The organism is Vibrio sp. CAU 1672 (assembly GCF_029223195.1).
Lineage (GTDB): Bacteria > Pseudomonadota > Gammaproteobacteria > Enterobacterales > Vibrionaceae > Vibrio.
The window spans coordinates 72795-96857 of record NZ_JARHUF010000010.1 but is presented as its reverse complement, the minus strand read 5'-3'; the positions used below and the strand labels follow the sequence as shown (position 1 = coordinate 96857).

The following is a 24063-nucleotide window of genomic DNA, read 5'->3' as shown; positions in this document are numbered from 1 at the left end:
AATCAGCATGAACACGCAACAACTGATAGCCTGTCAAAGCGCATTAATCTAAAGTGGTACGTGGATGTACGTAATCAATTTGCCGCTACCATTAAAATTAACCTATTAATCAGTAGGATATCACTCTCGCCTGCACAAAGGCCATCAGGGATATACTTACGTAGATAACAGTGGATATATTTACAAACTATTTAAGAAAATGTGACAAACGACAGTTTGGAACCGGTATAGTGGCGTGCGGGGACCTTCTTGCGCCTGGATAACACGGCCGGGAACGGGCAAATAGGGCAAAAAAATGCCCCGACAGAATCGAGGCATTAAAAAGTAGTTATAGCAGCAACGGCAATTAAACGGCTTTGTAAATGACTTTATTGCCAGCTAGCTGCTCTTTTTGAACCAGGTTTTCTTCAAGAAGCTTCTTCAGTGCTCCCGTAGCCCAAGATGCCGCTTTGGCGTCTTCTTGGCCAGCTGCCAGGCCGATACCTTTAGGGTTGATACCGTCGGTGTTCGCCACAACGATATCCAGCACTTGGCGCTGCTTAGGGGTCAGCGTGATATCTGTTGTTTTTGCTGCAGCTACTTTCTTCTCAGCTACTGCTTTCTCCACAACAGGTTTTTCAGCAACCACTTTTTCAACTACAGGCTTCGCGGCTTTCGGTGCGGCTGCCAGGTTTGCTACTGTCGCTTTAATGCGTTTTTGCAGTTTCATCTGCACTTTACGCTTGTGAGCAAGTCTCATTGAATATTTCTCCAGTTCACTGCATCTCAGCAGGGATGAAAATTTGAAGCGCGTTTTATACCAAAATTCCGGTTCAATTTGTAGGTTTTTGCGGCGAAAGGCGATGAAAAATGCGCGCAATGCTTAGAACGTCTACTATTTAGACAGCCGCGAACTGAAGGTCTTTATCAAATACTGGGTATAAAAACAGAGGTTTCAGCTCATGGATGTGCAACAAGATACCCAAATAACCACGACGGATGACCAGCAGACACAACGAGATGAACGTATGGAAACTTTGCACTTAACCAACTCCCATTTCAAGCCGGATTCCCCGCTCAATAAGCTTATCATTTTGGTGTTGGTGATCGTGACTTTGTCTTTGGTGATCATCGCCCCGGGCTGGCCCCAGGCTGTGCTTTCTGTCGTTTTGATGGCGGTAATTGTCGGCTTTGCTACTCTACTGATTAAAAAGAGTCAGGTCAGTTTTACCCTGACAGCTTACCATCTGCAACAACACCTGTTTAAAGGAGGCTGGGTGGTTAAATGGCGCAACATCGATAACATCGGGATTTGCACCTATGAACAAGAAGGATGGCACCAACCGCTGCCGTGGATCGGTATTCGTCTGAAGCATTACTCCCCCTATTTAAACTCCATTTGCCCACGTATCGCGACAGAAGTACTGCTCAATCAACGCGCCTTACTATACTTGGGAGCAAGACAGCACCAGCGTGAAAGCGAGTTTGAAGACATGGTGCTCGATCAAACACCTTACATCAGCTCTGAGGGGGTACAATATAAGGGGTTGCTGGCCATGCTTGCCAACCGCATGGCATACCAACGCAAATTTTATGGCTATGATGTGTTTATCTCAGCCAGTGATCTGGATCGGGATGCAGAAGCGTTTGTTGGACTGGCCCGGCGTTACTTAGCAGCCGCCGAGCCGGAATGATTAATACAGTGGCATCTCATCCGCAACGAACGGGTTAGAGCGTCGTTCGTGACCAAACGTTGACTGAGGTCCATGGCCGGGCACGAACGTCACATCATTACCCAAAGGCCAAAGTTTGGTCTTGATTGACGAAATCAGAGTATTGAAGTCACCTTGCGGGAAATCAGTGCGACCGATACCACCATTAAACAAAACATCACCAACGAACGCCAGTTTTGCTTCTTCACTGTACAGCACAACATGCCCGGGAGTATGGCCCGGGGTATGGATAACGCGCATCACCTGCCGACCAAACGTGACAGTGTCACCATCATCTAACCATTGATGGGGTTCAAAGGCTTCAGTCAAGGGGAAGCCAAACATCTGACTCTGCCCTTCCAGGCCTTGTAGCCAGAAATTATCGGCTTTGTGCGGCCCGACAATTTCAACGCCACCCAACGCTGCAGCCAAAGGCTCGGTACCGCCGACATGATCCAGGTGGCCGTGAGTCAACACCAGGTTAACCACTTCAACGCCCAGTTCTTTTATCAATGCAGCCAACTGCTTAACGTCACCACCAGGATCGATCACGATGCCTTTCATGGTTTCGTCACACCATACGATTGAACAGTTTTGTGAGAAAGAAGTCACCGGGACTACTTGGTATTTCAGCGCCATAGAAAACCTATTGTGGAAAGTGGATAAAAAGCTCGGCCAACTATGACACTAACCTATGGTGACTGCAAGCACCCGCCACGCACCATAGCATGCTTGCTGGTTAGCACGACCTGATCGAGCCGGTATCAAGGTGAATGCGATGGCTTTACCCAGCATGTGACAGCTTTTTCGCTGCCCTGGCCGTACGGTTGTTAAAGGCATTATTGGTGGGCGGGGAGCGGCAGGCGGAAACTATCAGTACTTCGGATCTTGTGCCGTCAGCAAAATTTCTTTTGGTAACCAGTATTAACTATCACACCTGCTAGCCTTGTTGATCATAGTGGTAGATGTCATCACGGTAATACAAAGTGCCATCTTCCAGCCATGCTGTCTGATAAATAATATGCACTGGGATCCGCTGCCCAAGCGGTACGGAAGTATTTGCATCCGGCTCCTGCTGACGGCTGGCCAGCAACTCTTCCAGCCCCTGGATCTTAAACAATAACTCCGCAAACTGATCCGCATTCTGCACGCGGACGCAACCTGAACTGAAGGCCCGGCGGTCTTCTTCAAACAAATTTTTGCTTGGCGTATCGTGCATATATATCGCTTTCGGGTTAGGCATATTGAACTTATACAAGCCAAGCGCATTATGTGTACCAGAGAGTTGCCTCATCCGATAAGGAAACGTACGTGGATTGATACTTGACCAGTTGATGGTGGTCGGATCGATAACCTCAAACGAACTCCAAGAACGAATGATCTGAATATTATTCTCTATCAGGTACATAGGATTACGTTTTACCTTAGGTAAAATATCCTTAACCATAATTTTCCACGGAACATTCCAGGTCGGGTTGAGGATCACGGCATCTAGCTTACTGGTCATGATCGGCGTTTTGCGGCTGGTGCGCCCGACCACCACTTTTGACTCAAACAACGGCTCGCCCTGATGCCAGTAGGTCACTTCAAAGCCGGGAACATTAACAAACACCACGTTATCCCGCTCCTGTGCCCAGATACGCGAACGTTCCGCATTTAACGCCAGCGAGTGCAGCCGCTGTTGAGGCGTAAAATTAAGCCAGCGTAGTGTATTAGGGCCGATGATCCCGTCTTGTTTCAAACCATGAATGCGCTGAAACTCTTTCACTGCATGTTCCAGTTCCTGATCGAACAGCCCCCCCATTTCACGCAGGTGAACCACCTCAACACCGACAACGGCCATTCTGTCGAGCAATGCCGCTTTATTGTTTAATATATCCCCGACCCGGGTCAGGCCTTGCTGCTCATAATTGGCAAGCGCTTGTCTGGAAAACGCCTGTAAAGAGTCATACACACGATTAAAATCCGGATCGCCCTGAAGCGGTGACATCAACCCCGCCAGGAAGCGATCCAGCTGCCCCACGGTAATATCATCACTTAACCTGGCGAGGGAGAGTGATGAAGGAGCCGGTAGTGACAACGCCTGATTAACCGAAAACAGCCAGCTTAACCCTTGTTGCGGCACCTGCTCGACATAACTGAGATACATCAGCAGCGAATCGGTCATCACCAGATCGTAATCGAGTTTATCACCATGGCGTTTCACCAGTTCAATACGATGATACTGCTCGTCAAAAACCGGACTGATATTGGCTAGGATAAGCAGCTGCAACTGGAACTCAAATCTCGCAACATCATCAGGATTCTGCCAGGTAAGGCGATAGTTGGTGCTGTCATAGAGCTGGTCGACAAGCTCGGGATAGCGGATCATCTTCTCGATCGAAAGCTGTATGACCGCTTCCTCTTGCTCGGTCTGAGCTGAGGCCTCGGGGGACACCACCGTCGGATAACTATAAAACGGCATCAGGAGGGCCGTTATGATCATAAGCCGTGCTAACACTGGTCCATCCTTGTTTCACTTGCCATAAAAAAAGTATGGCAAAGATCTCCATGCTTGCTGGCGAATATTTGAGATTCTTATTCACGATACGCCTGTGCCAGGATGAAACCACACTAGAGCAGTGGTTATCCCACTGCCGCCGCTGGCAGTGATAAGCGAGGCCATGTTGACTTGGATTAAGCGTTTTCCTACGTTCATCAGGAGCATCCTTACTGAGCTTTTGCAAACCGTTCCGTTACTGTCAGTACTTGTGATTTGCGCCAAGAGTCGCAAGACAAAGCCAATCTGCATTTTATTGCAACAACAGATACAAAAAAGCCTCATGAACATGAGGCTTTAAAGGCAAAAACGTGTGTTTGAGCTCAGCGTGTCACACTTTAAGGTGATGTTTCCCGTGTGAAACTTTGGCTTTGAGGTAGTATTCGTTGCCCTCTTTAACATGCGCCGAGGTATGCACAACCTCAACGATATCGATGCCGTACTCTGCCAGTTCACGGATTTTTTTTGGGTTATTGGTGACCAGGCGAATTTTAGTAACGCCCATTGCCTGAAGCATTTGTGCCGCCTCTGTAAAATCACGCAGATCATCGTCAAAACCAAGGTGATTATTCGCTTCATAGGTGTTCATACCCTGACTTTGCAGACGATACGCGTCGATTTTGTTATACAGGCCAATACCACGCCCTTCCTGGCGCAGGTAGAGTATGATGCCACCATGCTCGCCCATTAGGTTAATGGTCTCTTCCAACTGTTCGCCACAGTCACAGCGTGACGAGTGGAACACATCACCAGTCAGGCACTCTGAGTGCATCCGCACCAGAGGTATGTCTTGCGTTTTATCCGCTTGCTGAAAAATAACCGCGACGTGCTCTTTGTCTGTCTTCAACCCGCGAAACGACAGAATCTCTGCATCGATATTACTTTTAGCCCCAACTTTAAAATCCACTCTGGCACGTACTTCCGCCATATCTTTACTCACTCAATTTATTGCTTGATGCATTGTTGTTATCGCGTTCACCGGAACACTCGCATTTGCTTTCAACTATGGGGACTGATACCCAATTTTTCAACATTGAGATCACAAAGACGGGTCATTCTCTCCGCTATACCACGATGAAGCCGTCTCTCAGCACACCTGTTCTTGACGACAAGTGTTATAATATAACATTTCTAACCAACTACAATAAAAAACCCCGGACAAATTTGTCCGGGGTTTTTCAAATGTTCTGTATAGCTGTTTAGTGCGCCTGACTTTTCTTCCACACAACCAGTTCAATCCAGGCGTTTTCCAGTTCCTGAAGTTCCTCTTCAGTTAACACGGCAAGCGTGGACTTTACTTGTGGCAGTTTCGGTGACTGTAATGCATGAATCTGCGAATAAAAGTCCTTTTTTAATTTCGTTATTACTATATCCACTACACACACCTATAAGATTCTATTATTACATTGAAAACTCAGGTTTTCTTGGTTGCAATGCTCAACTTTTATTCAAACAAACTAAATCATCGAAGATCATATCATTTTGCTTGTTATATGCACAATTTATTTCAAAGAGTGGAATAATGGTCACATAATTAATGACGAGTCATTTGGATCGAAAATAAACCAAAAAAGATCATTAACACTAAGGGAATGATCCATAATAACGCGGTAGAATAATTAAATTCTGGATCATACAAAATAATATCTCCATACCTAATAATTAAATACTGCTTAACTTCATCTTCCGAATAACCGTTATTAATCATAGTATAAACTTTATATCTCAAATCCTTAGCGGACTCAGCATTCGATTCTATCAGGTTCTGGTTTCGGCACTGGGGGCAGCGTAACGTCTTTGCCAGCGTGATGGCGCGCTGTTGAGTATCAGCATTATGAAACTCAAAAAGATCCAGATTTTGATCCATCTGATTAGCATGCACTGGAGACATAAATCCCAGTAATACCATAAAAATAATCACAAAATAGCTATATTGAGACATCAAAGTATCCTGAAAATATATCATTCCACGCTTCTGGCGTAAGTTGCCCCCGGTATTTGATCAAAATCTTGCCATATTGATCCACCAGATACGTTTCTGGTGTGCCTATTACTCCCAGTTCGATCGCCAGAGAGCCATTTGGATCACTGATCACTTCGTAATAAGGATCATGGTTAACCTGCAAATAATTCCTCGCCGCCAGACTTTGATCACGATAATTTAACCCGATAATTTTCACTCCTTGCTGCGCCAACATTAACAACTCATCGTTTTCACGTTTACATACTCCGCACCAGGAAGCCCAAACATTCAATAACTTGTATCCCTCCCCCTTAAATAACCTCTCCGAGACTGCCTGCCCAGAGATGAGAGAAACCGCACTGAACTGAGGTACAGTCAACTCGCGGGGCTGGGACAATACAGCCTGGGGTTTATCGGATAACGCGACCAAGCTCACAGCAGCAAATGCGATCACTGCCACAACCAGTCCTGCCAATTTAAGCGAGTTTCTTTTTGATGACATGCGCACTCCTGCGGTTTCTACCCGGCATACTCCCCAGCGCACCCGTGACCGCAATCAAACCGCCCGACCAAATCCACCAGATTCCAGCGCGATACTGTACTTTAATCGCATAGGCATTTTCTGCGACTCGGTCGCCTAAAGTCACATAATAATCACCATGCCACAATGAACGTATCGCCGGCTCGGTCATGTTCATTACTCGTACTGGGTAATGGCGTTTTTCCGGAAGCAGGCGGTATATCCCGTTGTTTTCCGTTCGTAACGTAACCTGTGCCTGTTCAGCCGTGTAATTTGGCCCGACTCGCCACTCGATCCCGTGAAACTCAACGATCACCCCTTGTCTCTCATGGATAACACCAGGTTCAGCCCTCAAAGCATACTCATAGGAGTAATCGCTGTTTACGACCGCACCGGCTGTGGCCAATGCAAACCCGCAGTGCGCTAACACGGCTGGCATCAGTGGCGCTTTCTTCTCTGTTGTGAGCAGAAGGTAAATATGAGAGGCGGCCACCCACACAGCAAGAAAAACCGTGATGAACGTACTCGACTTTACATCATCGACAAATACGCCCAACAGCCCCACAGCAATGAGCGAAACGGCACCAGAACCTGCCGTGTGGGCCTTCCAGTGACGCTGCACTCCCTGCTGCCAGCGTAACACCGGCATCACGGCCAGCATGAACAAGGCAACAACAGACAACGGAAAGACCAGGCTATTGAAGTAAGGGGCACCGACGGAAATATTACCTAAACCCATCAACTGGTAACCTAGCGGATAGAAAGTCCCCAGGAATACGATCGCCGCAGTAATAACCATCAGCCCCATCGCCACATAGAGCAGGTAGGCCCGGCTCCTCAATGACCGCAACCTGAACGGCCTGATGGCCTCGCCGCGGACTATCAGCAGACCAAATGTCATCACCACCAGTAAACTCAGCACGCCCAGCAACATTAGCCCCTTGGTCGGATCGACCGCAAAGGCATGCACCGAGGTCAGAACGCCCGAGCGGACAATAAAGGTGCCCAAAACACTCAGGCTGAATGTCGCAAACGCTAAAGCATAGGTACTCCACACCGCCGCCTGATGACGCTTGGCTAATACACCACTGTGTAGCAGAGCACTCCCGGTTAGCCAGGGCAACAGTGAGGCGTTTTCCACTGGATCCCAGAACCACCAGCCTCCCCAGCCCAGCTCATTATACGCCCACCACGATCCGACCAGGATACCGATGGTTAACGTTGCCCAGGCGAAAAACACTGCGTAACGCGCTGCGTCATACCACTGATGTAAAGGATGCTTACCCAGTAACGCCGCCAGGGCAAAAGCGAGCACAGCCGCGTACCCCACATAGCCCAGATAAAGTAACGGCGGATGAACAATTAAACCCACATCCTGCAGCATCGGGTTTAAGTCCCGCCCTTCATTCACCAGAACCTGCGCGTAGGCAAATGGATTGGATGTGGTTAAGGTGAACCAGGCAAATATCGCAATCAGAACATGCATGACCGCAAGGCAGTCTGCGGTGTAACGCCGGCTAATCGGGGTCTTGAGCGCAATGAAAGACGACCAGGCGCACAAGGTTACCACCCAAAACAACATCGATCCTTGATGCCCGCCCCATGCCGCAGCGACCTTAAAAGGCAACGGCAGTTGGCTGTTGGAATGCGTCACGACATATTCCAGTGCAAAGTCGTCCCGGACAAAACAGACGATCAGCAGCAGCAGACAAAGCACAGAGGCTAAACTGATCAGGTGCGAAACCGCCTGCTGATGCTGCAGCACCGGCATTTTTCCCAGCGACCGGAGAGCCCAGTGGCTCACCGCCATACAGGACGAGCCAACCGCAACCAATATCAGTAGGAAAAATCCCAGTTCAGCCTCCATCCTTGCTCCTTACACGATGGTCATCTGGCCGGCGTACAAAATGAACGTACGCAGCATCAACACACCGACCAGACTCAGCGTGGTGACAACAAAGATGTAACTGCCTTTATGCCGCACTCCTGAGGGCATCAGCCAGTTAAGCGTCAGGGGTGTCAACATGCCAATCAGCACTACTCCCACCCAGAACCACTGGGCCCAGAAGCCACCTGCGATCGCATTCCACGCTGCCACTTCATTTTGACCACCGCTAAAGATAAGCCCGGTAAAAAATGTCACCAGTACAAACAGTTCAAACAGCACAACAGGACGTTCAAAACCGTGCACCCAAGAAACACTCGGGCTGCTCGTCGGCTCTTTAAACACCAGAATGCCGAACATCAGACACGCTGCGGCTCCTGACGACAAACTGGAAAACAGGAACAAGATGGGCAACACCGGGTTATTGAGCATCGGATAAGTTTTTAACGCCGACAACAAGAAACCGGTATAGGCTGCCAGGACTATCGCCAACAAGCCCAAAAACAGCTCAATCGCATTGTTTGCCCGGCGAGCTTTAAGAAGGAAGCCATCAACCAGGTCCAGTAAACCACCCGGTAGCATGCCCTCACAGAAGTTGATGATCTGATGACGGAAAATCACACCAATCCAGATAAACAACACCAGCATATACACCTGGAACAGAATAACCCCCATCGACATCACTGAGGTTGGGTTGTAATAGATCATGATCTTCCAAAACTCTAACGGTTTGGTCAGGTGAAAGATCAAAATCACCAACCCGGAGATAATGCCAAATGGTGCCAGCCACGCCATTGCCTGCATGATGCCGTTATTCGCCGGATCGCCATTAATCACTTTACGTCTGAGATAAATAGCGATCATTACCGCCCCCGCAGACATACCGGCCAGGAACAAGTAGATCGCAATGATCCAGTCCCACACTAAGGAATCAAAGTGGAAAGCACTTTCGAAGCCGTTCATGATGACACCTCCCCTTTGTCATGCGGTATTTTGTAAAGCTTAGGCTGAGTGCCCAGGTGTGACTTATCGCGATACACCACATGGTTTTGTATCGCTTTGCTGACTTCACTGCCTGGATCATTCAAGTCCCCAAATATCAGTGCTTTCGTTGGGCAGGATTCAACGCAGGCGGGTTGTTTGCCCTGGGCTAAGTTGGTATCGCGACAGAAATTGCATTTGTCAGCCGAGTGGTTTTCCGGGTGGAAGAAACGCACCTGGTACGGGCATGCCGCCAAACAGTAGCCACAGCCGACACATTTTTCTTTGTGTACGTCAACAATACCCGTTGCTTCATCTTTGTATGCGGCCCCGGTCGGGCAAACGTACACGCAAGGCGGGTTGTCACAATGTTGGCAAGACTCGCGGGTAAACTGGTATTCCACATCAGGGAACACGCCCATCGGTTCACTGCGATGAATTTTAAGCCGTGTCACGCCTTCCGGAACCTGATTGACTTCACGACACGCATCGGTACAAGCACTGCAGCCAATACACGCATTTTCATCATGCACCATCCCCAAACGCCTGGCTTGCTCATCGTCACCGGCATAAAGAGAAGAACTCACAACGGCAGTGCCCGCTACCCCGGTGGTAAGAATCAGAGCGCCGCTACCGGCTAAAAAGTTTCGTCTAGAACATTTCATCTTACCTCTCCTCCTCTTTGGCAAATTCAGAGTGGCAGTCAACACACTGCTTGATTAGCTGCTTGCTGTCGTATGATAAAGCCTTAGTTTTTTTGGCATGGACATCATGACAATTTGAGCAGGTAAGGTTTTTGGCGTGCACATCATGCGTCCAGTGGCTTTCACGCTGTTGCGTTGGTGCGTGGCAATCAACGCACTGGCTATTCGCTTTTAGTATCAGGGTGGGATCAAGCCAGGCCTTGCCATGAACCGCTTTAGACTGCGCTGCAGAGAATTTTATCACCTCAGGTGCCCCTTCCCGGTGGTCAGGTCCGATATTACTGTGGCAGTTGGTGCAGTTCAGTACCTGCCCTTTGCTAAGCAAAACCTGGGGATCATGCGATTGACCCAGAGTCTGTTTCGATTCCTTGTGACACTGAAGACATTTATAGTCCCGGTCGCGAATCAACTCCACTTGATGACGCTCAGCTTGAGCGCCATCAGCAGGCTCTGAGGGAGTCGCATGGGCGGCGATTGAAAAACCATAGACGGCAAAGACGAAGAGAAATTTCAGCATTGTCTCTATGGTCAATTTTATGTTGCCCATATTTTCTTTCCTTAGCTCAAAAAATAATTAATAACTATTCTCAATTATTAATTCGAGCGACAATTAATTACCTCTGAAGGTATTTCCATAACTTCAAATGACATCAATTCTTATTTTGGAAAGCCACAACGCTAAACCTGTATTTATCATAACCCTATTGCTTATAAGAGGCAGGTTAGCTTGCTTAAAAAGCGAACTAAATCACCCTATTAATCCGACACTCAAAACGCGACCAGTTAGGGAATGAAGGGCGCTTTCACTACCCCTTTTGGGGTATATGAAACTAAATATGACTCAGATCACTGGCCTAAATTGATCTGAAACAAAATATAAATCGCTCACTATTTCATCAACCACATTAAGCAACAATACTAATACCAGATCTCCGATTCTTATTTGGAATAGCTCCTCACAACGCTGCTAATAAAAAATGAATATGGAGATAACACCGTGAATATAAAACACTGGATGAGCGCACCTGTCGCGGTAGCAACCTTATTCGCCAGCCAGTTTATTTGGCTTGGCTCTCCGTTGGCGGCGGAAGATAAAGGTCTCGTTGATCCTCGCAATGACGCCTTCGAACAAAACCATCCTGACCAGTACCATTCCTGGAGAGCAACCTCTGAGAGTGAACATATTGAAGATGCCCTGAGTGAAGATCCTAATATGGTGATCCTGTGGGCAGGCTACGGCTTCGCCAAGGACTATAACAAAGCGCGCGGTCACTTCTATGCACTGGATGATGTCAGGCAAACGCTTCGTACCGGAGCCCCGACAGACGCAAACTCCGGGCCAATGCCAATGGCATGCTGGAGCTGTAAAAGCCCTGACGTAGCAAGGGTGATTGATGAGCGCGGCGAAGACGGCTACTTCAACGGCAAGTGGGCGCGTCTGGGCGCGGAGATCGCCAATCCTATTGGCTGCTCTGACTGCCACGACACCCGTTCAGAGCAATTTAACCGGGGTGAACCATCGCTGGCGTTAACCCGACCTTATGTTGAGCGAGCGTTTGATGCGATCGGCAAAAACTTCGATCAACAGTCTCGCCTTGATAAACAAGCGTCCGTTTGCGCTCAATGCCATGTTGAATACTACTTTACCGGCCCGACCAAAGCCGTGAAGTTCCCTTGGGATATGGGCACCACCGTCAATGACATGGAGCAGTACTATGATGCGCTGAACTTCAAAGACTGGACGCATGCCGTTTCCAAAGCCCCAATGCTAAAAGCGCAGCATCCTGGCTACGAAACATGGCGCGATGGTATTCACGGTAAGAACAAAGTGGTATGTGTCGATTGTCATATGCCGAAGGTCACCAACGAAGACGGCACCGTGTACACTGACCATAAAGTCGGTAACCCATTCGACCGCTTCGAAGACACCTGTGCCCAGTGTCATACCCAAACTAAAGAGCAGTTGCGCAACATCGTATCAGCCCGCAAAGCTCAGGTGCTTAACATGAAACTCACCGCGGAGAAGCAAATCGTTGCAGCACACTTTGAAGCCGGTGCCGCATGGAAAGCAGGCGCGACAGAGGAAGAGATGCAGCCAATTCTGCAAGATATTCGCCATGCACAATGGCGCTGGGATTACGCGATCGCTTCGCACGGTGTCCACATGCACGCGCCGGAAGTCGCACTTGAAGTTCTGGGTACTGCCGTGGACCGCGCCGCAAACGCAAGAACCAAACTTGTGCGTCTGTTGGCAACCAAGGGGATAACTGAACCCGTGCAACTCCCTGATATCTCGACCAAGGCAAAAGCGCAACAAGCGCTGGGAATGGATATGGAGAAAATGAACGCCGACAAACAGCATTTCCTGGAAACGGTCGTTCCGGACTGGGATAAAGCAGCAACGGAGCGCGAAGCGACATACTAAACTTTGGACAACCACCAACCGGGGCGCACTCTGCGCCCCCTTTTCTCATGTCATGGGGTTATCACCTGCCACTTGTCGTCCACTGACGGCTCAAAGCCGCGTCCAACAGCTACATCATCGCTTTTGCCTGGTTGATGGCATTAATGATGTGTACCCGGTCCAGATTCGGATCATCAGAGTCTAGCAACCGTACCCAGGTATCTATGGCCTGCTGAAAACGGAATGATAAAAAGTGGTCATTGGCAATCAAGGATAACGCGGTTTCGTTATGAGGCTCGAGCTGCAATGCTTGCTCGAGAAGCAAGCTGACTTCGTCTGTCATGGTTTGTTTATCAAGGTAATACAGTACGGTGGCTTTTGCCGCTAACTGCCTCGCCGTTACCGGATCCGTCAGCTGGATAGCATAATCAAAACAAATCAGCGCAGCATCAAGCTCCCGTTCGGCCAAATAGCCTTGCCCGAGCTGAAACCAAAGCTCAGCGTTATTGGCATCGTTACGAAGTTGCTGTTGGATCTCTTGCATGATGTCCGGAGTGGTCATCAGACGTGACACTTCCGCTTGAGGCGGGGATGGCGGTGGCTGTCTGAAAAGAAGGAAGCTCGCACTAGTAAGTACTAACACTAAGGTACAAAAACCAAACCACTGCGTTGGCTTAACTTTTGCCGCACTGAGCGACAAAAACACAATCAACAACCCCATTAAAGAGATTGCAACGAAAAACCAAACAGACATAACGCTATCCATAAATAAAGGTAGGCTTAGTGTACAGATATAGCTTCGTCATTGCGGTGATGCAGATACAAAAAAGCCGAGCGTGATGCCCGGCTTTCAACATTAGCGATTAAGATGAAGAATTACTCTTCCTCAGAACCTTCTGCTGCGTCATCTGCTGCAGGCGCTTCAGCTGCCGGCTGCTCTGCATTGGCCTCTGTCGCTTCATTTGCTTCTGCTTCTTCGCCTTCTGGCAATTCAGCTTCTTCAACTTCCTCGATACGCTGCAGACCAACGACAGATTCGTCATCGGCGGTACGGATCAGGGTCACACCCTGGGTATTACGGCCTACCTGGCTGACTTCGGCAACACGGGTACGTACCAGAGTACCGGCGTCGGTGATCATCATCATCTCGTCGCCTTCTTCTACCTGTATCGCGCCGACAACCGGACCGTTACGCTCAGAAACCTTGATTGACACCACGCCCTGAGTTGCACGGCCCTTAGTTGGGTACTCATCCAGTTCCGTACGCTTACCATAACCGTTTTCTGTAACTGTCAGGATGTCACCTTCATGCGACGGTACGATAAGAGAAACCACCTGATCATCATCACCCAGCTTCATGCCACGAACACCAGCAGCTGTACGGCCCATTGGACGGACTTTGTCTTCACTGAAGCGAACCACTTTACCGGCTTTCGAGAACAGCATGATGTCGCTGTCACCTGTGGTGATATCAACACCAATAAGCGAGTCGTCCTCGCGCAGGTTAACCGCGATCAGACCGTTTGAACGTACGTTTGCAAACTGATCCAGTGACGTCTTCTTAACGGTACCGTCACCGGTCGCCATGAAGATGAACTTGTCTGCTGAGAACTCATCTACCGGCAGAATAGCGGTAATACGCTCACCGTCCTCCAGTGGAAGGATGTTAACAATCGGCTTACCACGGGCGGTACGGCTTGCCAGTGGCAATTGATACACTTTCAAGCGGTAGGTCTTACCACGGGTAGAGAAACACAAAATGTTGTCGTGGGTATTGGCCACCAGAAGACGCTCAATATGGTCTTCATCTTTCATCTTCGTGGCGCTCTTACCTTTACCACCGCGGCGCTGGGCTTCGTAATCGCTCAGCACTTGGTATTTCACGTAGCCACCGTGTGATAGCGTTACTACTACGTCTTCACGAGCAATCAGCTCTTCCATGTCGATATCATGGCTGGCAGCCGTGATTTCAGTGCGACGCTCGTCACCGAAACCATCACGCACCGCTTCTAACTCTTCACGGATCACTTCCATCAAACGCTCAGTGCTTGCAAGGATATGCATCAACTCGGCGATTTCTTCCAGAAGTGCTTTGTATTCGTCAAGAATCTTCTCGTGTTCCAGACCGGTCAGTTTGTGTAGGCGTAGATCCAGGATAGCTTGTGCCTGCTGCTCCGTCAGGAAGTACTGACCATCACGGATACCGTACTGTGGCTCAAGCCACTCTGGACGTGCCGCATCGGTACCGGCACGCTCCAGCATCGCAGCAACATTGCCAAGGTCCCAGCCACGAGCAACAAGACCAGCTTTTGCTTCAGCCGGTGTTGGCGCGTTACGGATCAGTTCGATGATTTCATCGATGTTGGCAAGTGCCAGTGCCAAACCTTCCAGGATATGGGCACGCTCACGTGCTTTGCGTAGTTCGAAGATAGTACGACGAGTCACGACTTCACGACGGTGGTCAACGAAGCACTTCAACATCTCTTTCAGGTTGAAAAGCTTAGGCTGGCCATTGTCCAACGCCACCATGTTGATACCGAAAGTCGTTTGAAGCTGAGTTTGAGCGTAAAGGTTGTTTAAAACCACTTCGCCGACCGCATCACGCTTACATTCAATAACGATACGCATACCGTCTTTGTCAGACTCATCACGTAGCGCACTGATGCCCTCAACTTTCTTATCTTTCACCAGCTCAGCGATCTTTTCGATCAAGCGAGCTTTGTTCACCTGATAAGGGATCTCGGTAACCACGATGGTTTCACGGCCATTTTTTTCCGTCTCGATATCCGCTTTAGAGCGCATGTAGATCTTACCGCGACCGGTTTTATAAGCATCGACGATGCCTTTACGGCCACTGATCAGTGCAGCGGTTGGGAAATCCGGGCCGGGTATGTAACCCATCAATTCATCAATAGTGATCGCTTCATTATCGATGTATGCCAGACAGCCATCAATCACTTCACCCAGGTTGTGAGGTGGAATGTTGGTCGCCATACCTACCGCGATACCGGAAGAACCGTTAACCAGCAGGTTAGGAACTTTAGTCGGCAGAACCGCAGGGATCTGCTCAGTACCATCATAGTTAGGTACGTAGTCTACCGTTTCTTTTTCTAGGTCAGCCAGAAGTTCATGGGCAATTTTTGCCATACGAACTTCGGTATAACGCATTGCCGCAGCAGAGTCGCCATCGATCGAGCCAAAGTTACCCTGACCGTCGACCAGCATGTAACGAAGCGAGAACGGCTGAGCCATACGTACGATGGTGTCGTACACAGCACTATCACCATGCGGGTGGTATTTACCGATTACGTCGCCGACAACACGGGCTGATTTTTTATATGGTTTGTTCCAATCGTTGCCTAGTACGTTCATCGCGTATAGCACGCGGCGGTGTACTGGTTTTAGGCCATCACGCACATCCGGAAGAGCACGACCCACGATAACGGACATCGCGTAGTCTAGGTACGAACCTTTAAGCTCGTCTTCAATGTTTACGGGCGTGATCTCTTTAGCTAAATCGCTCATAGAGCCATTATCCCTCTATTTTCTGATCGTAAATACGATACGTGTAAGGTGCAAAAATATAACACACAATTCCGCACTTCGGCATCTCTTTCCCTCTCCTTTTATCAGGTTGTGAGGTTGGTGATGCCTCAAATGACGAGAATTTGCACACTAGTCCCATATCTTTCTGATAAGTGACTACATTTCCATCAGCACAAGCCAATTTCACTCTGATTGGGCAACTTTGAAGACAAGCTGTTTTGTCCATTTGTTGCATTAGAGTATAATCGCGCCACTCAAGGACTCAGAACTAATCCAAGACAAACATGATGACCAAAGCCCAAAACGTCGATCCGAGTGAAATCCAGAAATTTGAAGAAATGGCTTCACGCTGGTGGGATCTGGAAGGTGAATTTAAACCGCTGCACCAAATTAATCCGTTACGCTTGAACTATGTACTCGAAAAAGCCGATGGTTTATTTGGCAAACACGTACTTGATGTCGGTTGTGGTGGTGGCATTCTTGCTGAAAGCATGGCCAAAGAGGGAGCGGTCGTTACCGGCCTGGATATGGGTAAAGAGCCACTGGAAGTCGCGCGGTTACACGCGCTGGAAACCGGCACCAAACTGACTTACATTCAAAGCACCATCGAAGACCATGCGGCAGAGCACGCTGGTACTTATGACGTGGTAACGTGTATGGAAATGCTCGAGCATGTTCCCGATCCACTTTCGGTTATTCGTTCGTGTGCCATGCTGGTCAAGCCCGGCGGTCACGTCTTCTTCTCGACGTTAAACCGCAACATCAAGTCATACTTATTCGCCATTGTTGGTGCTGAAAAACTATTGAAAATCGTGCCGGAAGGCACCCATGATCACGACAAATTTATCCGCCCGGCGGAAATGCTGAAAATGATCGACCAAACCGATCTGACCGAACTCGGTATTACGGGCCTACATTACAACCCGCTTACCGACAGCTACAAGCTGGGGTCTAATGTCGATGTCAACTATATCGTTCATACCCAAAAATGCTAATGCGTTAGCGGGGCAGCATTACCATTTTTCCCTGGCCCCGAAACAAATTTTCACCTAAGGCGATAGCACAAATGCATCGCCTTTTTTACTTTCGCTGCCGTTTTTTTGTGCACTCGGCGGCATTCTAACCAATCTTTTTTTGCTAACAAAAAATTGCCAAAGATCAAGGAAATTTTTTTTATCTGCGGTTATTTATGAACCGATCGCCAAAAGCCACTTTTCCCCCATCAACTCTGCCCTTTTCTCATCGGTTAGTAACCACTTACTGTTTTTTTTGTTTTTCCAAGTTATCCACAACTCTTCCAGTTTCTGCTCCCTTGAAAACTGCCAGCAATAGCACTATCTTGTAACCCGAAAACAAACCAACCCCTATATGTTGTGTTTAGACTACAATATATAGGTAGACCATGATCACAAAGCCGACGCAATTTTTACAAAAATTGCACATAAACAAACAAAAACACGGCTTTAATCAGTTTTGTTAGGGAAATAAAGCAGAATGAACCAAAAACTTACCGTCACAAAGCGCGATGGTCGCCAGGAAACTATCGATCTCGATAAGATTCACCGCGTTATCACGTGGGCCGCAGAAGGCCTGAACAATGTTTCTGTCTCACAAGTCGAATTGCGCGCTCACATCCAGTTTTATGACGGTATCACGACCTCAGATATTCATGAAACCATCATTAAGTCTGCGGCAGACCTGATTTCAGAAGAAACACCGGATTACCAATACCTGGCTGCTCGCCTGGCGGTTTTCCACCTGCGTAAAAAAGCTTACGGCCAATATGAGCCACCAACGCTCTACGATCACGTGTCGCGTCTGGTTGATATGGGTAAATATGACAAGCATATTCTGGAAGACTACACCAAAGCAGAACTTGATGAGCTGGACAGCTATATCGATCATAAACGCGATCTGGATTTCTCATACGCAGCCGTAAAACAGCTCGAAGGAAAATACTTCGTCCAGAACCGCGTAACCGGGCAAATCTACGAAAGTGCCCAGTTCCTGTACATCCTGGTGGCAGCCTGCCTGTTCGCTAATTACCCGAAACAGACACGTCTTGATTACATCAAACGTTTCTACGATGCGACTTCGACATTCAAGATCTCTCTGCCGACGCCAATCATGTCTGGTGTGCGGACCCCTACCCGCCAGTTCAGCTCGTGCGTACTGATTGAGTGTGGTGATAGCCTGGATTCTATCAACGCAACCGCAAGCTCAATTGTTCGTTACGTTTCTCAACGTGCCGGGATCGGTATCAACGCCGGTCGTATCCGGGCGCTGGGTTCTGAAATCCGCGGTGGTGAAGCATTCCACACTGGCTGTATCCCGTTCTACAAATACTTCCAGACTGCGGTGAAATGTTGTTCTCAAGGTGGTGTCCGTGGCGGCGCAGCAACGGTGTTCTATCCGATGTGGCACGGCGAAGCTCGTTCTCTGATGGTACTTAAGAACAACCGAGGTGTGGAAGAGAACCGTGTTCGCCATATGGACTACGGTGTGCAGCTGAACAAACTGATGTATCAACGCCTGGTTGAGGGTGGCAACATCACCCTGTTCTCACCATCCGACGTACCGGGCCTGTACGACGCATTCTTCGAAAACCAAGAAGAATTCGAACGCCTGTACGTGAAATACGAGAACGATCCTTCAGTCAAGAAAGAGACCGTTAAAGCGATTGAGATGTTCACTCTGCTAATGCAAGAGCGCGCATCAACAGGTCGTATCTACATTCAGAACGTGGATCACTGTAACACTCACAGCCCATTCGATTCAGAAGTAGCACCAGTTCGCCAGTCGAACCTATGTTTGGAAATCGCACTGCCAACTAAGCCTCTAACCAACGTTGAAGATGATTCAGGCGAAATCGCACTATGTACGCTGTCGGCGTTTAACCTGGGTGCCATCCAGTCTCTGGATGACTTTGAGGAATTGTCGGATCTGGTAGTACGCGCACTCGACGCGCTGCTGGATTACCAGGATTACCCGCTGCCAGCGGCCTACAAGTCGACCATGAACCGTCGTACCCTGGGGGTTGGTGTTATCAACTTCGCATACTACCTAGCGAAGAATGGCGTTAAGTACTCTGACGGCAGCGCAAATGGCCTCACTCACCGCACGTTCGAAGCGATGCAGTACTACTTACTCAAAGCGTCGGTAGCGCTGGCGAAAGAGCAAGGTAAGTGTCCTTCATTCGGTGAGACCAATTACGCAAAAGGTTTGTTGCCAATCGACACTTACAAAAAAGATGTCGACCTGATCTGTGACGAAGAGCTGCACTACGACTGGGATAGCCTGCGCCAAGAAATCATGCAGCACGGCTTGCGTAACTCAACCCTGACTGCGCTGATGCCTTCGGAGACCTCTTCCCAGATCTCAAACGCAACCAACGGTATTGAACCACCACGTGGTTACGTGTCGGTAAAAGCATCAAAAGACGGTATCCTCAAGCAGGTGGTGCCGGAGTTCACGGAACTCAAAGACAACTATGAGCTGCTTTGGAACATCGGCTCTAACGACGGTTACCTGCATCTTGTGGGCATCATGCAAAAATTCGTAGACCAGGCGATCTCGGCGAACACAAACTACGACCCGTCAGTTTACGAGAGCGGCAAGGTTCCAATGAAGAAACTACTTCAAGACCTGCTGACCGCGTACAAGTTTGGGGTAAAAACACTTTACTACCATAACACCCGTGACGGCGCGAAAGATGACCAGAAAGACGCAGTTCAACCACAAGATGACGATTGTGCAGGCGGCGGTTGTAAGATTTAATCTTCCCCACACTAACAATCCGAACTAGCTGAATTAATAACAGAATATCGAACACCTCCCCTTTTGGGGAGGTCTAAAAGGAATTGAGGCATTATGGCTTACAGTACTTTTAACCAGAACAAAAACGACCAACTAAAGGAACCAATGTTCCTTGGCCAATCCGTAAACGTGGCCCGTTACGACCAACAGAAATTCGAGATCTTTGAAAAGCTGATTGAAAAGCAGCTGTCTTTCTTCTGGCGCCCGGAAGAGGTAGACGTATCCAGCGACCGTATCGATTACAACAAGCTGCCAGATCACGAGAAACACATCTTTATCTCCAACCTGAAGTACCAGACGCTGTTGGATTCTATTCAGGGCCGCAGCCCGAACGTAGCGCTGCTGCCTCTGGTTTCTCTGCCTGAGCTGGAAACCTGGATCGAGACCTGGTCTTTCTCAGAAACCATTCACTCTCGTTCCTACACGCACATCATTCGTAACATCGTCAACGACCCAAGTGTGGTATTTGACGACATCGTTGAGAACGAGCATATCCTAAAGCGTGCCAAAGACATCGCCCACTACTACGATGACCTGATCCAGGCGACCAACGACTATCACCGTTTCGGTGAAGGTGAGCACGTGGTCAACGGCCAAACCATCAAAGTCAGCCTGTACGAGCTGAAGAAGAAACTCTATGTCTGTCTGATGTCCGTTAATGCACTGGAAGCGATTCGTTTCTACGTCAGTTTCGCCTGCTCGTTCGCATTTGCCGAACGTGAGCTGATGGAAGGCAACGCGAAAATCATCAAGCTGATCGCGCGTGATGAAGCTCTGCACCTAAACGGTACTCAGCACATGATCAACCTGCTGCGTAACGGTCAGGACGACTTCTCATTCATGCAAATCGCTGAAGAAGCCAAACAAGAGTGTTTTGACCTATTCAAAGCAGCGGCTGAGCAAGAGAAAGAATGGGCTGAGTACCTGTTCAAAGATGGTTCAATGATCGGTCTTAACAAAGACATCCTAAGCCAATACGTTGAGTACATCACCAACATCCGCATGCAAGCAGTTGGCCTGCCTGCTGCTTATCCGGACGCCACCAGCAACCCCATTCCGTGGATTAACGCCTGGCTCTCTTCAGATAACGTTCAGGTTGCCCCTCAGGAAGCAGAAATCTCTTCTTACCTTGTTGGTCAGATCGACAACGAAGTAAGTGCAGACGACTTCGAAGGATTTGAGCTGTAATGCCGAATATCAAAATCAACAAACTCGTCAGCATTGAGTCCAACCCATCCAATACGATTTTGGAGACAATGGAGCAAGCTGGTCTATTACCAGAGTACAACTGTCGTGATGGGCACTGTGGTGCGTGTCGTTGCAAGTTGGAATCAGGTGAAGTGGAGTATGTTGGTTTTGCCATGGCCTACACCCAAGGGAACGAAATTCTGCCGTGCATTTGCAAAGCGAAATCAAACCTTAAGCTGACTGGTGTCAACTACACGCTGAAAGAAAAACAGCGTGCGTAAGCCCAGAGCAGAGCAATTAAAAAGCCGAGGCAATGCCTTGGCTTTTTTGTCTGCGTTATCTTAATTCAGTTCACTACGATGTGCTTATTACATCGCACTTTTCGGTATGTGCATTTCTTTAACCGTATCAAGGAACATATATCGGCCAGACATGGGCTTACGCTCCAGATAACGCCGCAGCAGATCCAATGCCGTTGCACTGATCACTTGGGCGCGGTCTGAGCCGGAGTATTTTCTCGACAGCTTGTATAACGCCCCCCACTCGCCCGCTGGCGTGGATAGCGCAACCGAAAACACCCCATCCTCTACTTTGCCAGTAACCAAGGCAAGATCACTGCCACACTTATCACGTGTCGCCCCGGCCAACGCAAAAGTCGCCGCGAGCGGATCACCCTGATCGGCAACAGCAACGCCTTGCTCAGACAATACCCAACCATGGCCAAACTGGCTGGCGAGCTGCTCATCACCATTTAACCAGTATGTCAGGTGACCATGGCTACTTTGCTCGGAAACCGACAAACTTAGCGACCGCTCAACCAACAACTGGCCGACATGAGCCACCATAGGTATATCAATACTCACGGTGTTACTCTCCAGATGACTGTAGATGATCTGCATCATCTTGAGCCGCTGTTCCAACTGACCTGCCGGTCCAAACAGTTTGACTTCAATAAATGGCAGGTAAGAACGATAGCCCAGCTCAAATCCTGATGGCAACTTTAGCCGGTCCAGTTTATCGGAAATCCCGGATTCAGACAGACCAAAGGTAAACAAGCGGCTACACTCAAAAGCAGCTGTATCAGGATAGCGGCGTTTAAGATCAGGTAAAACCTGCGTTTCGACCATCAGCTTAAATTCGCTCGGTACACCCGGGGTGAAATAGAACACCGCACCGTTAATTTCCATTTGAAAACCACAAGCCGTACCGATTGGGTTATCCAGAATGGTCGCTGTTTCCGGTAACATCGCCTGCTTTAAATTACTATCAGGCATTGGTTTACCCCTGCGGGCATATAATTGCTCCAGATGTGCCAACCAGTCCCGGAACAACACCAGCTTACACTCTGCGGCCTTAGCTGCCGCCGATGCGCTCATATCATCGGTGGTTGGCCCCAGACCACCGTTGACGATAACCACATTATTATTGAAGCTGAGCATCAAAAGCTCTTCGACCAATGCGGACAGTTGATCGCCCACTGTCGAGCGTTTAGTCAGCGCAAATCCCTTCTGGTAAAACAGATTAGACAGCCAAGCGGCATTGGTATCTACAATATCTCCGTGAAGCACCTCTTCACCGGTGCTGAGCATCGCAATTTTCACAACTGACTCCTAAAAATCATTAGAATCTCTTCTAGTTATAAGGGAATTTATCGTTTTTATTTCTCGATCTGGAGATTAAGGCCTTAAGTTTAGGTTTTCTGAAATCCAAGTGTTTAAATGACTGTTCTTTTGGGGGATAATTGTGAGCTCGATCATTAAACATTACACTTGGAGACCTTAGTGTCAAACTCAACTACGTTCAAAAGAACTCTAGCTAGCCTCGTCATGACCGCCTCTGCTGCGACACACGCGATGGCATACGATGCCAGTCAGGATATTGAGTTTTCCTACTCTCCTACATGTCTATCAGACTACTGCGAAAGCCCCGCTCTGTATACATTTGACACGATTAATCCTAGTCTCACTTTTGAACAAAACAGTGAAGACGCCTATGATCTGGATGCTGGCTTGCACCCAAAACACCAAATCGTGCCAAAAGATAAAGATTGGGACTACCTGATGGGGCAAACCTACACCATCCTCGGGCTGAGCGTTGCCACCGTGGGCTTAATGACATTTTTACCAGAAAGTATTACCAAGTGGGATGAAGAAGACCGCGACATGAGCCAACTGGGTAAAAAATGGAAAGACAATGTCAAAAATGGACCAGTGTGGGATCGAGATGAACATTTCCTGAACTACATTATGCACCCTTATTTTGGTGGTGTTTACTATACCGCAGCGCGTCACGCGGGTTACAACGAGTTTGAGTCTTTTCTTTACTCTGCCACCATGTCGACCTTTTTTTGGGAATATGGCGTGGAAGCCTTTGCCGAAGTCCCATCCTGGCAGGATATCTTCATTACCCCTTTCTTTGGCGCCGTCGTCGGTGAAATGATGTTAACCGCAGAGCAAGATATTGTTAGCAACGGTGGTGAAGTAATGGGCTCAGAAACCATGGGTGATGTCTCGTTATTCCTCCTTAACCCTGTCGGGCACATCCATTACTGGGTTTCCAATGCCTGGGGAGGCAGTGCCGATTTTCAGTTTAGCTCAACGCCTTGGTTTGGTAACCAAGACGCCGCACAGTTCGCAATGGATGCCGGAGCCAGTTACGACCGCCAATTCTACGGGGTAGAACTGAAAATGACGTTTTAATCACATCACTATCTGAGAAAGCAGCGGAAACGCTGCTTTTTTTTGTGCCCTAGCCAGAGTTTTCATTGTTTGCATCACGAATTAGTAAGAAAAATTGACTTTTATCAAACACAGTGATGGGCTTACA

At 48.6% G+C, this 24063-nt stretch carries 21 protein-coding genes; 7 read left to right on the top strand and 14 right to left on the bottom strand.

Features of this window, described 5'->3' with window-relative positions; translation table 11 throughout:
- Window positions 1–346: 346 nt before the first annotated feature.
- Window positions 347–739 (bottom strand): MarR family transcriptional regulator, encoded by a 393-nt coding sequence (locus P2G85_RS11510; protein WP_275864221.1) that lies wholly within the window; start codon window positions 737–739, stop codon window positions 347–349.
- A 268-nt stretch (window positions 740–1007) separates the two neighbouring features.
- On the opposite strand from P2G85_RS11510, the gene P2G85_RS11505 reads away from it, so the two are divergent.
- On the top strand, window positions 1008–1673 hold the full coding sequence (locus P2G85_RS11505) for a DUF2982 domain-containing protein (RefSeq protein ID WP_275864271.1): 666 nt from the start codon (window positions 1008–1010) through the stop codon (window positions 1671–1673).
- On the opposite strand, the gene P2G85_RS11500 is transcribed toward P2G85_RS11505, so the two are convergent.
- The 10 genes from P2G85_RS11500 to nrfB all read right to left on the bottom strand — a co-directional run bounded on the left by P2G85_RS11500 (window position 1674) and on the right by nrfB (window position 10830).
- Window positions 1674–2330, bottom strand: coding sequence for an MBL fold metallo-hydrolase (locus P2G85_RS11500; RefSeq protein ID WP_275864220.1), 657 nt, complete (start codon window positions 2328–2330; stop codon window positions 1674–1676).
- A 301-nt stretch (window positions 2331–2631) separates the two neighbouring features.
- The gene (locus P2G85_RS11495; protein WP_275864270.1) at window positions 2632–4176 is read right to left on the bottom strand and encodes a L,D-transpeptidase family protein; all 1545 of its coding nucleotides are present in this window, start codon (window positions 4174–4176) and stop codon (window positions 2632–2634) included.
- Window positions 4177–4561: 385 nt separating this feature from the next.
- Entirely contained in the window at window positions 4562–5158 is a 597-nt protein-coding gene (gene ribA, locus P2G85_RS11490; RefSeq protein WP_275864269.1) for a GTP cyclohydrolase II, read from the bottom strand.
- A gap of 271 nt (window positions 5159–5429) precedes the next feature.
- Window positions 5430–5606, bottom strand: coding sequence for a hypothetical protein (locus P2G85_RS11485; protein WP_275864219.1), 177 nt, complete (start codon window positions 5604–5606; stop codon window positions 5430–5432).
- Between the two features lie 158 nt (window positions 5607–5764).
- On the bottom strand, window positions 5765–6172 hold the full coding sequence (locus P2G85_RS11480) for a cytochrome c-type biogenesis protein (RefSeq protein WP_275864218.1): 408 nt from the start codon (window positions 6170–6172) through the stop codon (window positions 5765–5767).
- Entirely contained in the window at window positions 6159–6695 is a 537-nt protein-coding gene (locus P2G85_RS11475; protein WP_275864217.1) for a DsbE family thiol:disulfide interchange protein, read from the bottom strand. The genes P2G85_RS11480 and P2G85_RS11475 overlap by 14 nt, the downstream gene beginning before the upstream one ends.
- Complete coding sequence (gene nrfE / locus P2G85_RS11470; RefSeq protein ID WP_275864216.1) at window positions 6670–8580, bottom strand: heme lyase NrfEFG subunit NrfE; 1911 nt, start codon at window positions 8578–8580, stop codon at window positions 6670–6672. Before nrfE ends, P2G85_RS11475 begins: the two co-directional genes overlap by 26 nt.
- A 9-nt stretch (window positions 8581–8589) precedes the next feature.
- Entirely contained in the window at window positions 8590–9561 is a 972-nt protein-coding gene (gene nrfD, locus P2G85_RS11465) for a cytochrome c nitrite reductase subunit NrfD (protein ID WP_275864215.1), read from the bottom strand.
- Window positions 9558–10244, bottom strand: a complete 687-nt coding sequence (gene nrfC / locus P2G85_RS11460) for a cytochrome c nitrite reductase Fe-S protein (protein WP_275864214.1) — start codon at window positions 10242–10244, stop codon at window positions 9558–9560. The genes nrfD and nrfC overlap by 4 nt, the downstream gene beginning before the upstream one ends.
- Before the next feature lies 1 nt (window position 10245).
- A complete protein-coding gene (gene nrfB / locus P2G85_RS11455) occupies window positions 10246–10830 on the bottom strand; it encodes a cytochrome c nitrite reductase pentaheme subunit (protein ID WP_275864213.1) in 585 nt (194 codons plus the stop codon).
- Between the two features lie 450 nt (window positions 10831–11280).
- On the opposite strand from nrfB, the gene nrfA reads away from it, so the two are divergent.
- Window positions 11281–12708 carry an ammonia-forming nitrite reductase cytochrome c552 subunit gene (nrfA, locus tag P2G85_RS11450; RefSeq protein ID WP_275864212.1) on the top strand — a complete coding sequence of 476 codons (1428 nt, stop codon included), beginning with the start codon at window positions 11281–11283 and terminating at the stop codon, window positions 12706–12708.
- 109 nt (window positions 12709–12817) lie between these two features.
- On the opposite strand, the gene P2G85_RS11445 is transcribed toward nrfA, so the two are convergent.
- Window positions 12818–13441, bottom strand: coding sequence for a hypothetical protein (locus P2G85_RS11445; protein ID WP_275864211.1), 624 nt, complete (start codon window positions 13439–13441; stop codon window positions 12818–12820).
- A gap of 122 nt (window positions 13442–13563) precedes the next feature.
- Complete coding sequence (gene gyrA, locus P2G85_RS11440; protein ID WP_275864210.1) at window positions 13564–16212, bottom strand: DNA topoisomerase (ATP-hydrolyzing) subunit A; 2649 nt, start codon at window positions 16210–16212, stop codon at window positions 13564–13566.
- A gap of 308 nt (window positions 16213–16520) precedes the next feature.
- Here gyrA and ubiG point away from each other — a divergent pair, with 308 nt between their 5' ends.
- From ubiG to yfaE, 4 genes are all read left to right on the top strand, one after another.
- Window positions 16521–17228, top strand: a complete 708-nt coding sequence (gene ubiG, locus P2G85_RS11435; RefSeq protein WP_275864209.1) for a bifunctional 2-polyprenyl-6-hydroxyphenol methylase/3-demethylubiquinol 3-O-methyltransferase UbiG — start codon at window positions 16521–16523, stop codon at window positions 17226–17228.
- 499 nt (window positions 17229–17727) lie between these two features.
- Window positions 17728–20010 carry a class 1a ribonucleoside-diphosphate reductase subunit alpha gene (gene nrdA, locus P2G85_RS11430; protein WP_275864208.1) on the top strand — a complete coding sequence of 761 codons (2283 nt, stop codon included), beginning with the start codon at window positions 17728–17730 and terminating at the stop codon, window positions 20008–20010.
- A gap of 93 nt (window positions 20011–20103) precedes the next feature.
- Window positions 20104–21237, top strand: a complete 1134-nt coding sequence (nrdB, locus tag P2G85_RS11425) for a class Ia ribonucleoside-diphosphate reductase subunit beta (protein WP_275864207.1) — start codon at window positions 20104–20106, stop codon at window positions 21235–21237.
- Complete coding sequence (gene yfaE, locus P2G85_RS11420) at window positions 21237–21518, top strand: class I ribonucleotide reductase maintenance protein YfaE (protein WP_275864206.1); 282 nt, start codon at window positions 21237–21239, stop codon at window positions 21516–21518. Before nrdB ends, yfaE begins: the two co-directional genes overlap by 1 nt.
- Before the next feature lie 87 nt (window positions 21519–21605).
- Here yfaE and P2G85_RS11415 read toward each other — a convergent pair whose 3' ends face one another.
- Window positions 21606–22838 carry a CinA family nicotinamide mononucleotide deamidase-related protein gene (locus tag P2G85_RS11415; protein ID WP_275864205.1) on the bottom strand — a complete coding sequence of 411 codons (1233 nt, stop codon included), beginning with the start codon at window positions 22836–22838 and terminating at the stop codon, window positions 21606–21608.
- 225 nt (window positions 22839–23063) lie between these two features.
- Between P2G85_RS11415 and P2G85_RS11410 the strand changes: the two genes are divergently transcribed.
- Window positions 23064–23936 carry a DUF3943 domain-containing protein gene (locus P2G85_RS11410; RefSeq protein ID WP_275864268.1) on the top strand — a complete coding sequence of 291 codons (873 nt, stop codon included), beginning with the start codon at window positions 23064–23066 and terminating at the stop codon, window positions 23934–23936.
- The last annotated feature ends 127 nt before the right edge of the window (window positions 23937–24063 follow it).

What these genes read in the sequence shown, in the direction of transcription:
- P2G85_RS11510 (WP_275864221.1), bottom strand. Translation starts at nt 739, where the DNA reads ATGAGACTTGCTCACAAGCGTAAAGTGCAGATGAAACTGCAAAAACGC.
- P2G85_RS11505 (WP_275864271.1), top strand. Translation starts at nt 1,008, where the DNA reads ATGGAAACTTTGCACTTAACCAACTCCCATTTCAAGCCGGATTCCCCG.
- P2G85_RS11500 (WP_275864220.1), bottom strand. Translation starts at nt 2,330, where the DNA reads ATGGCGCTGAAATACCAAGTAGTCCCGGTGACTTCTTTCTCACAAAAC.
- P2G85_RS11495 (WP_275864270.1), bottom strand. Translation starts at nt 4,176, where the DNA reads ATGATCATAACGGCCCTCCTGATGCCGTTTTATAGTTATCCGACGGTG.
- ribA (WP_275864269.1), bottom strand. Translation starts at nt 5,158, where the DNA reads ATGGCGGAAGTACGTGCCAGAGTGGATTTTAAAGTTGGGGCTAAAAGT.
- P2G85_RS11480 (WP_275864218.1), bottom strand. Translation starts at nt 6,172, where the DNA reads ATGTCTCAATATAGCTATTTTGTGATTATTTTTATGGTATTACTGGGA.
- P2G85_RS11475 (WP_275864217.1), bottom strand. Translation starts at nt 6,695, where the DNA reads ATGTCATCAAAAAGAAACTCGCTTAAATTGGCAGGACTGGTTGTGGCA.
- nrfE (WP_275864216.1), bottom strand. Translation starts at nt 8,580, where the DNA reads ATGGAGGCTGAACTGGGATTTTTCCTACTGATATTGGTTGCGGTTGGC.
- nrfD (WP_275864215.1), bottom strand. Translation starts at nt 9,561, where the DNA reads ATGAACGGCTTCGAAAGTGCTTTCCACTTTGATTCCTTAGTGTGGGAC.
- nrfC (WP_275864214.1), bottom strand. Translation starts at nt 10,244, where the DNA reads ATGAAATGTTCTAGACGAAACTTTTTAGCCGGTAGCGGCGCTCTGATT.
- nrfB (WP_275864213.1), bottom strand. Translation starts at nt 10,830, where the DNA reads ATGGGCAACATAAAATTGACCATAGAGACAATGCTGAAATTTCTCTTC.
- P2G85_RS11445 (WP_275864211.1), bottom strand. Translation starts at nt 13,441, where the DNA reads ATGTCTGTTTGGTTTTTCGTTGCAATCTCTTTAATGGGGTTGTTGATT.
- gyrA (WP_275864210.1), bottom strand. Translation starts at nt 16,212, where the DNA reads ATGAGCGATTTAGCTAAAGAGATCACGCCCGTAAACATTGAAGACGAG.
- ubiG (WP_275864209.1), top strand. Translation starts at nt 16,521, where the DNA reads ATGACCAAAGCCCAAAACGTCGATCCGAGTGAAATCCAGAAATTTGAA.
- nrdA (WP_275864208.1), top strand. Translation starts at nt 17,728, where the DNA reads ATGAACCAAAAACTTACCGTCACAAAGCGCGATGGTCGCCAGGAAACT.
- nrdB (WP_275864207.1), top strand. Translation starts at nt 20,104, where the DNA reads ATGGCTTACAGTACTTTTAACCAGAACAAAAACGACCAACTAAAGGAA.
- yfaE (WP_275864206.1), top strand. Translation starts at nt 21,237, where the DNA reads ATGCCGAATATCAAAATCAACAAACTCGTCAGCATTGAGTCCAACCCA.
- P2G85_RS11410 (WP_275864268.1), top strand. Translation starts at nt 23,064, where the DNA reads ATGACCGCCTCTGCTGCGACACACGCGATGGCATACGATGCCAGTCAG.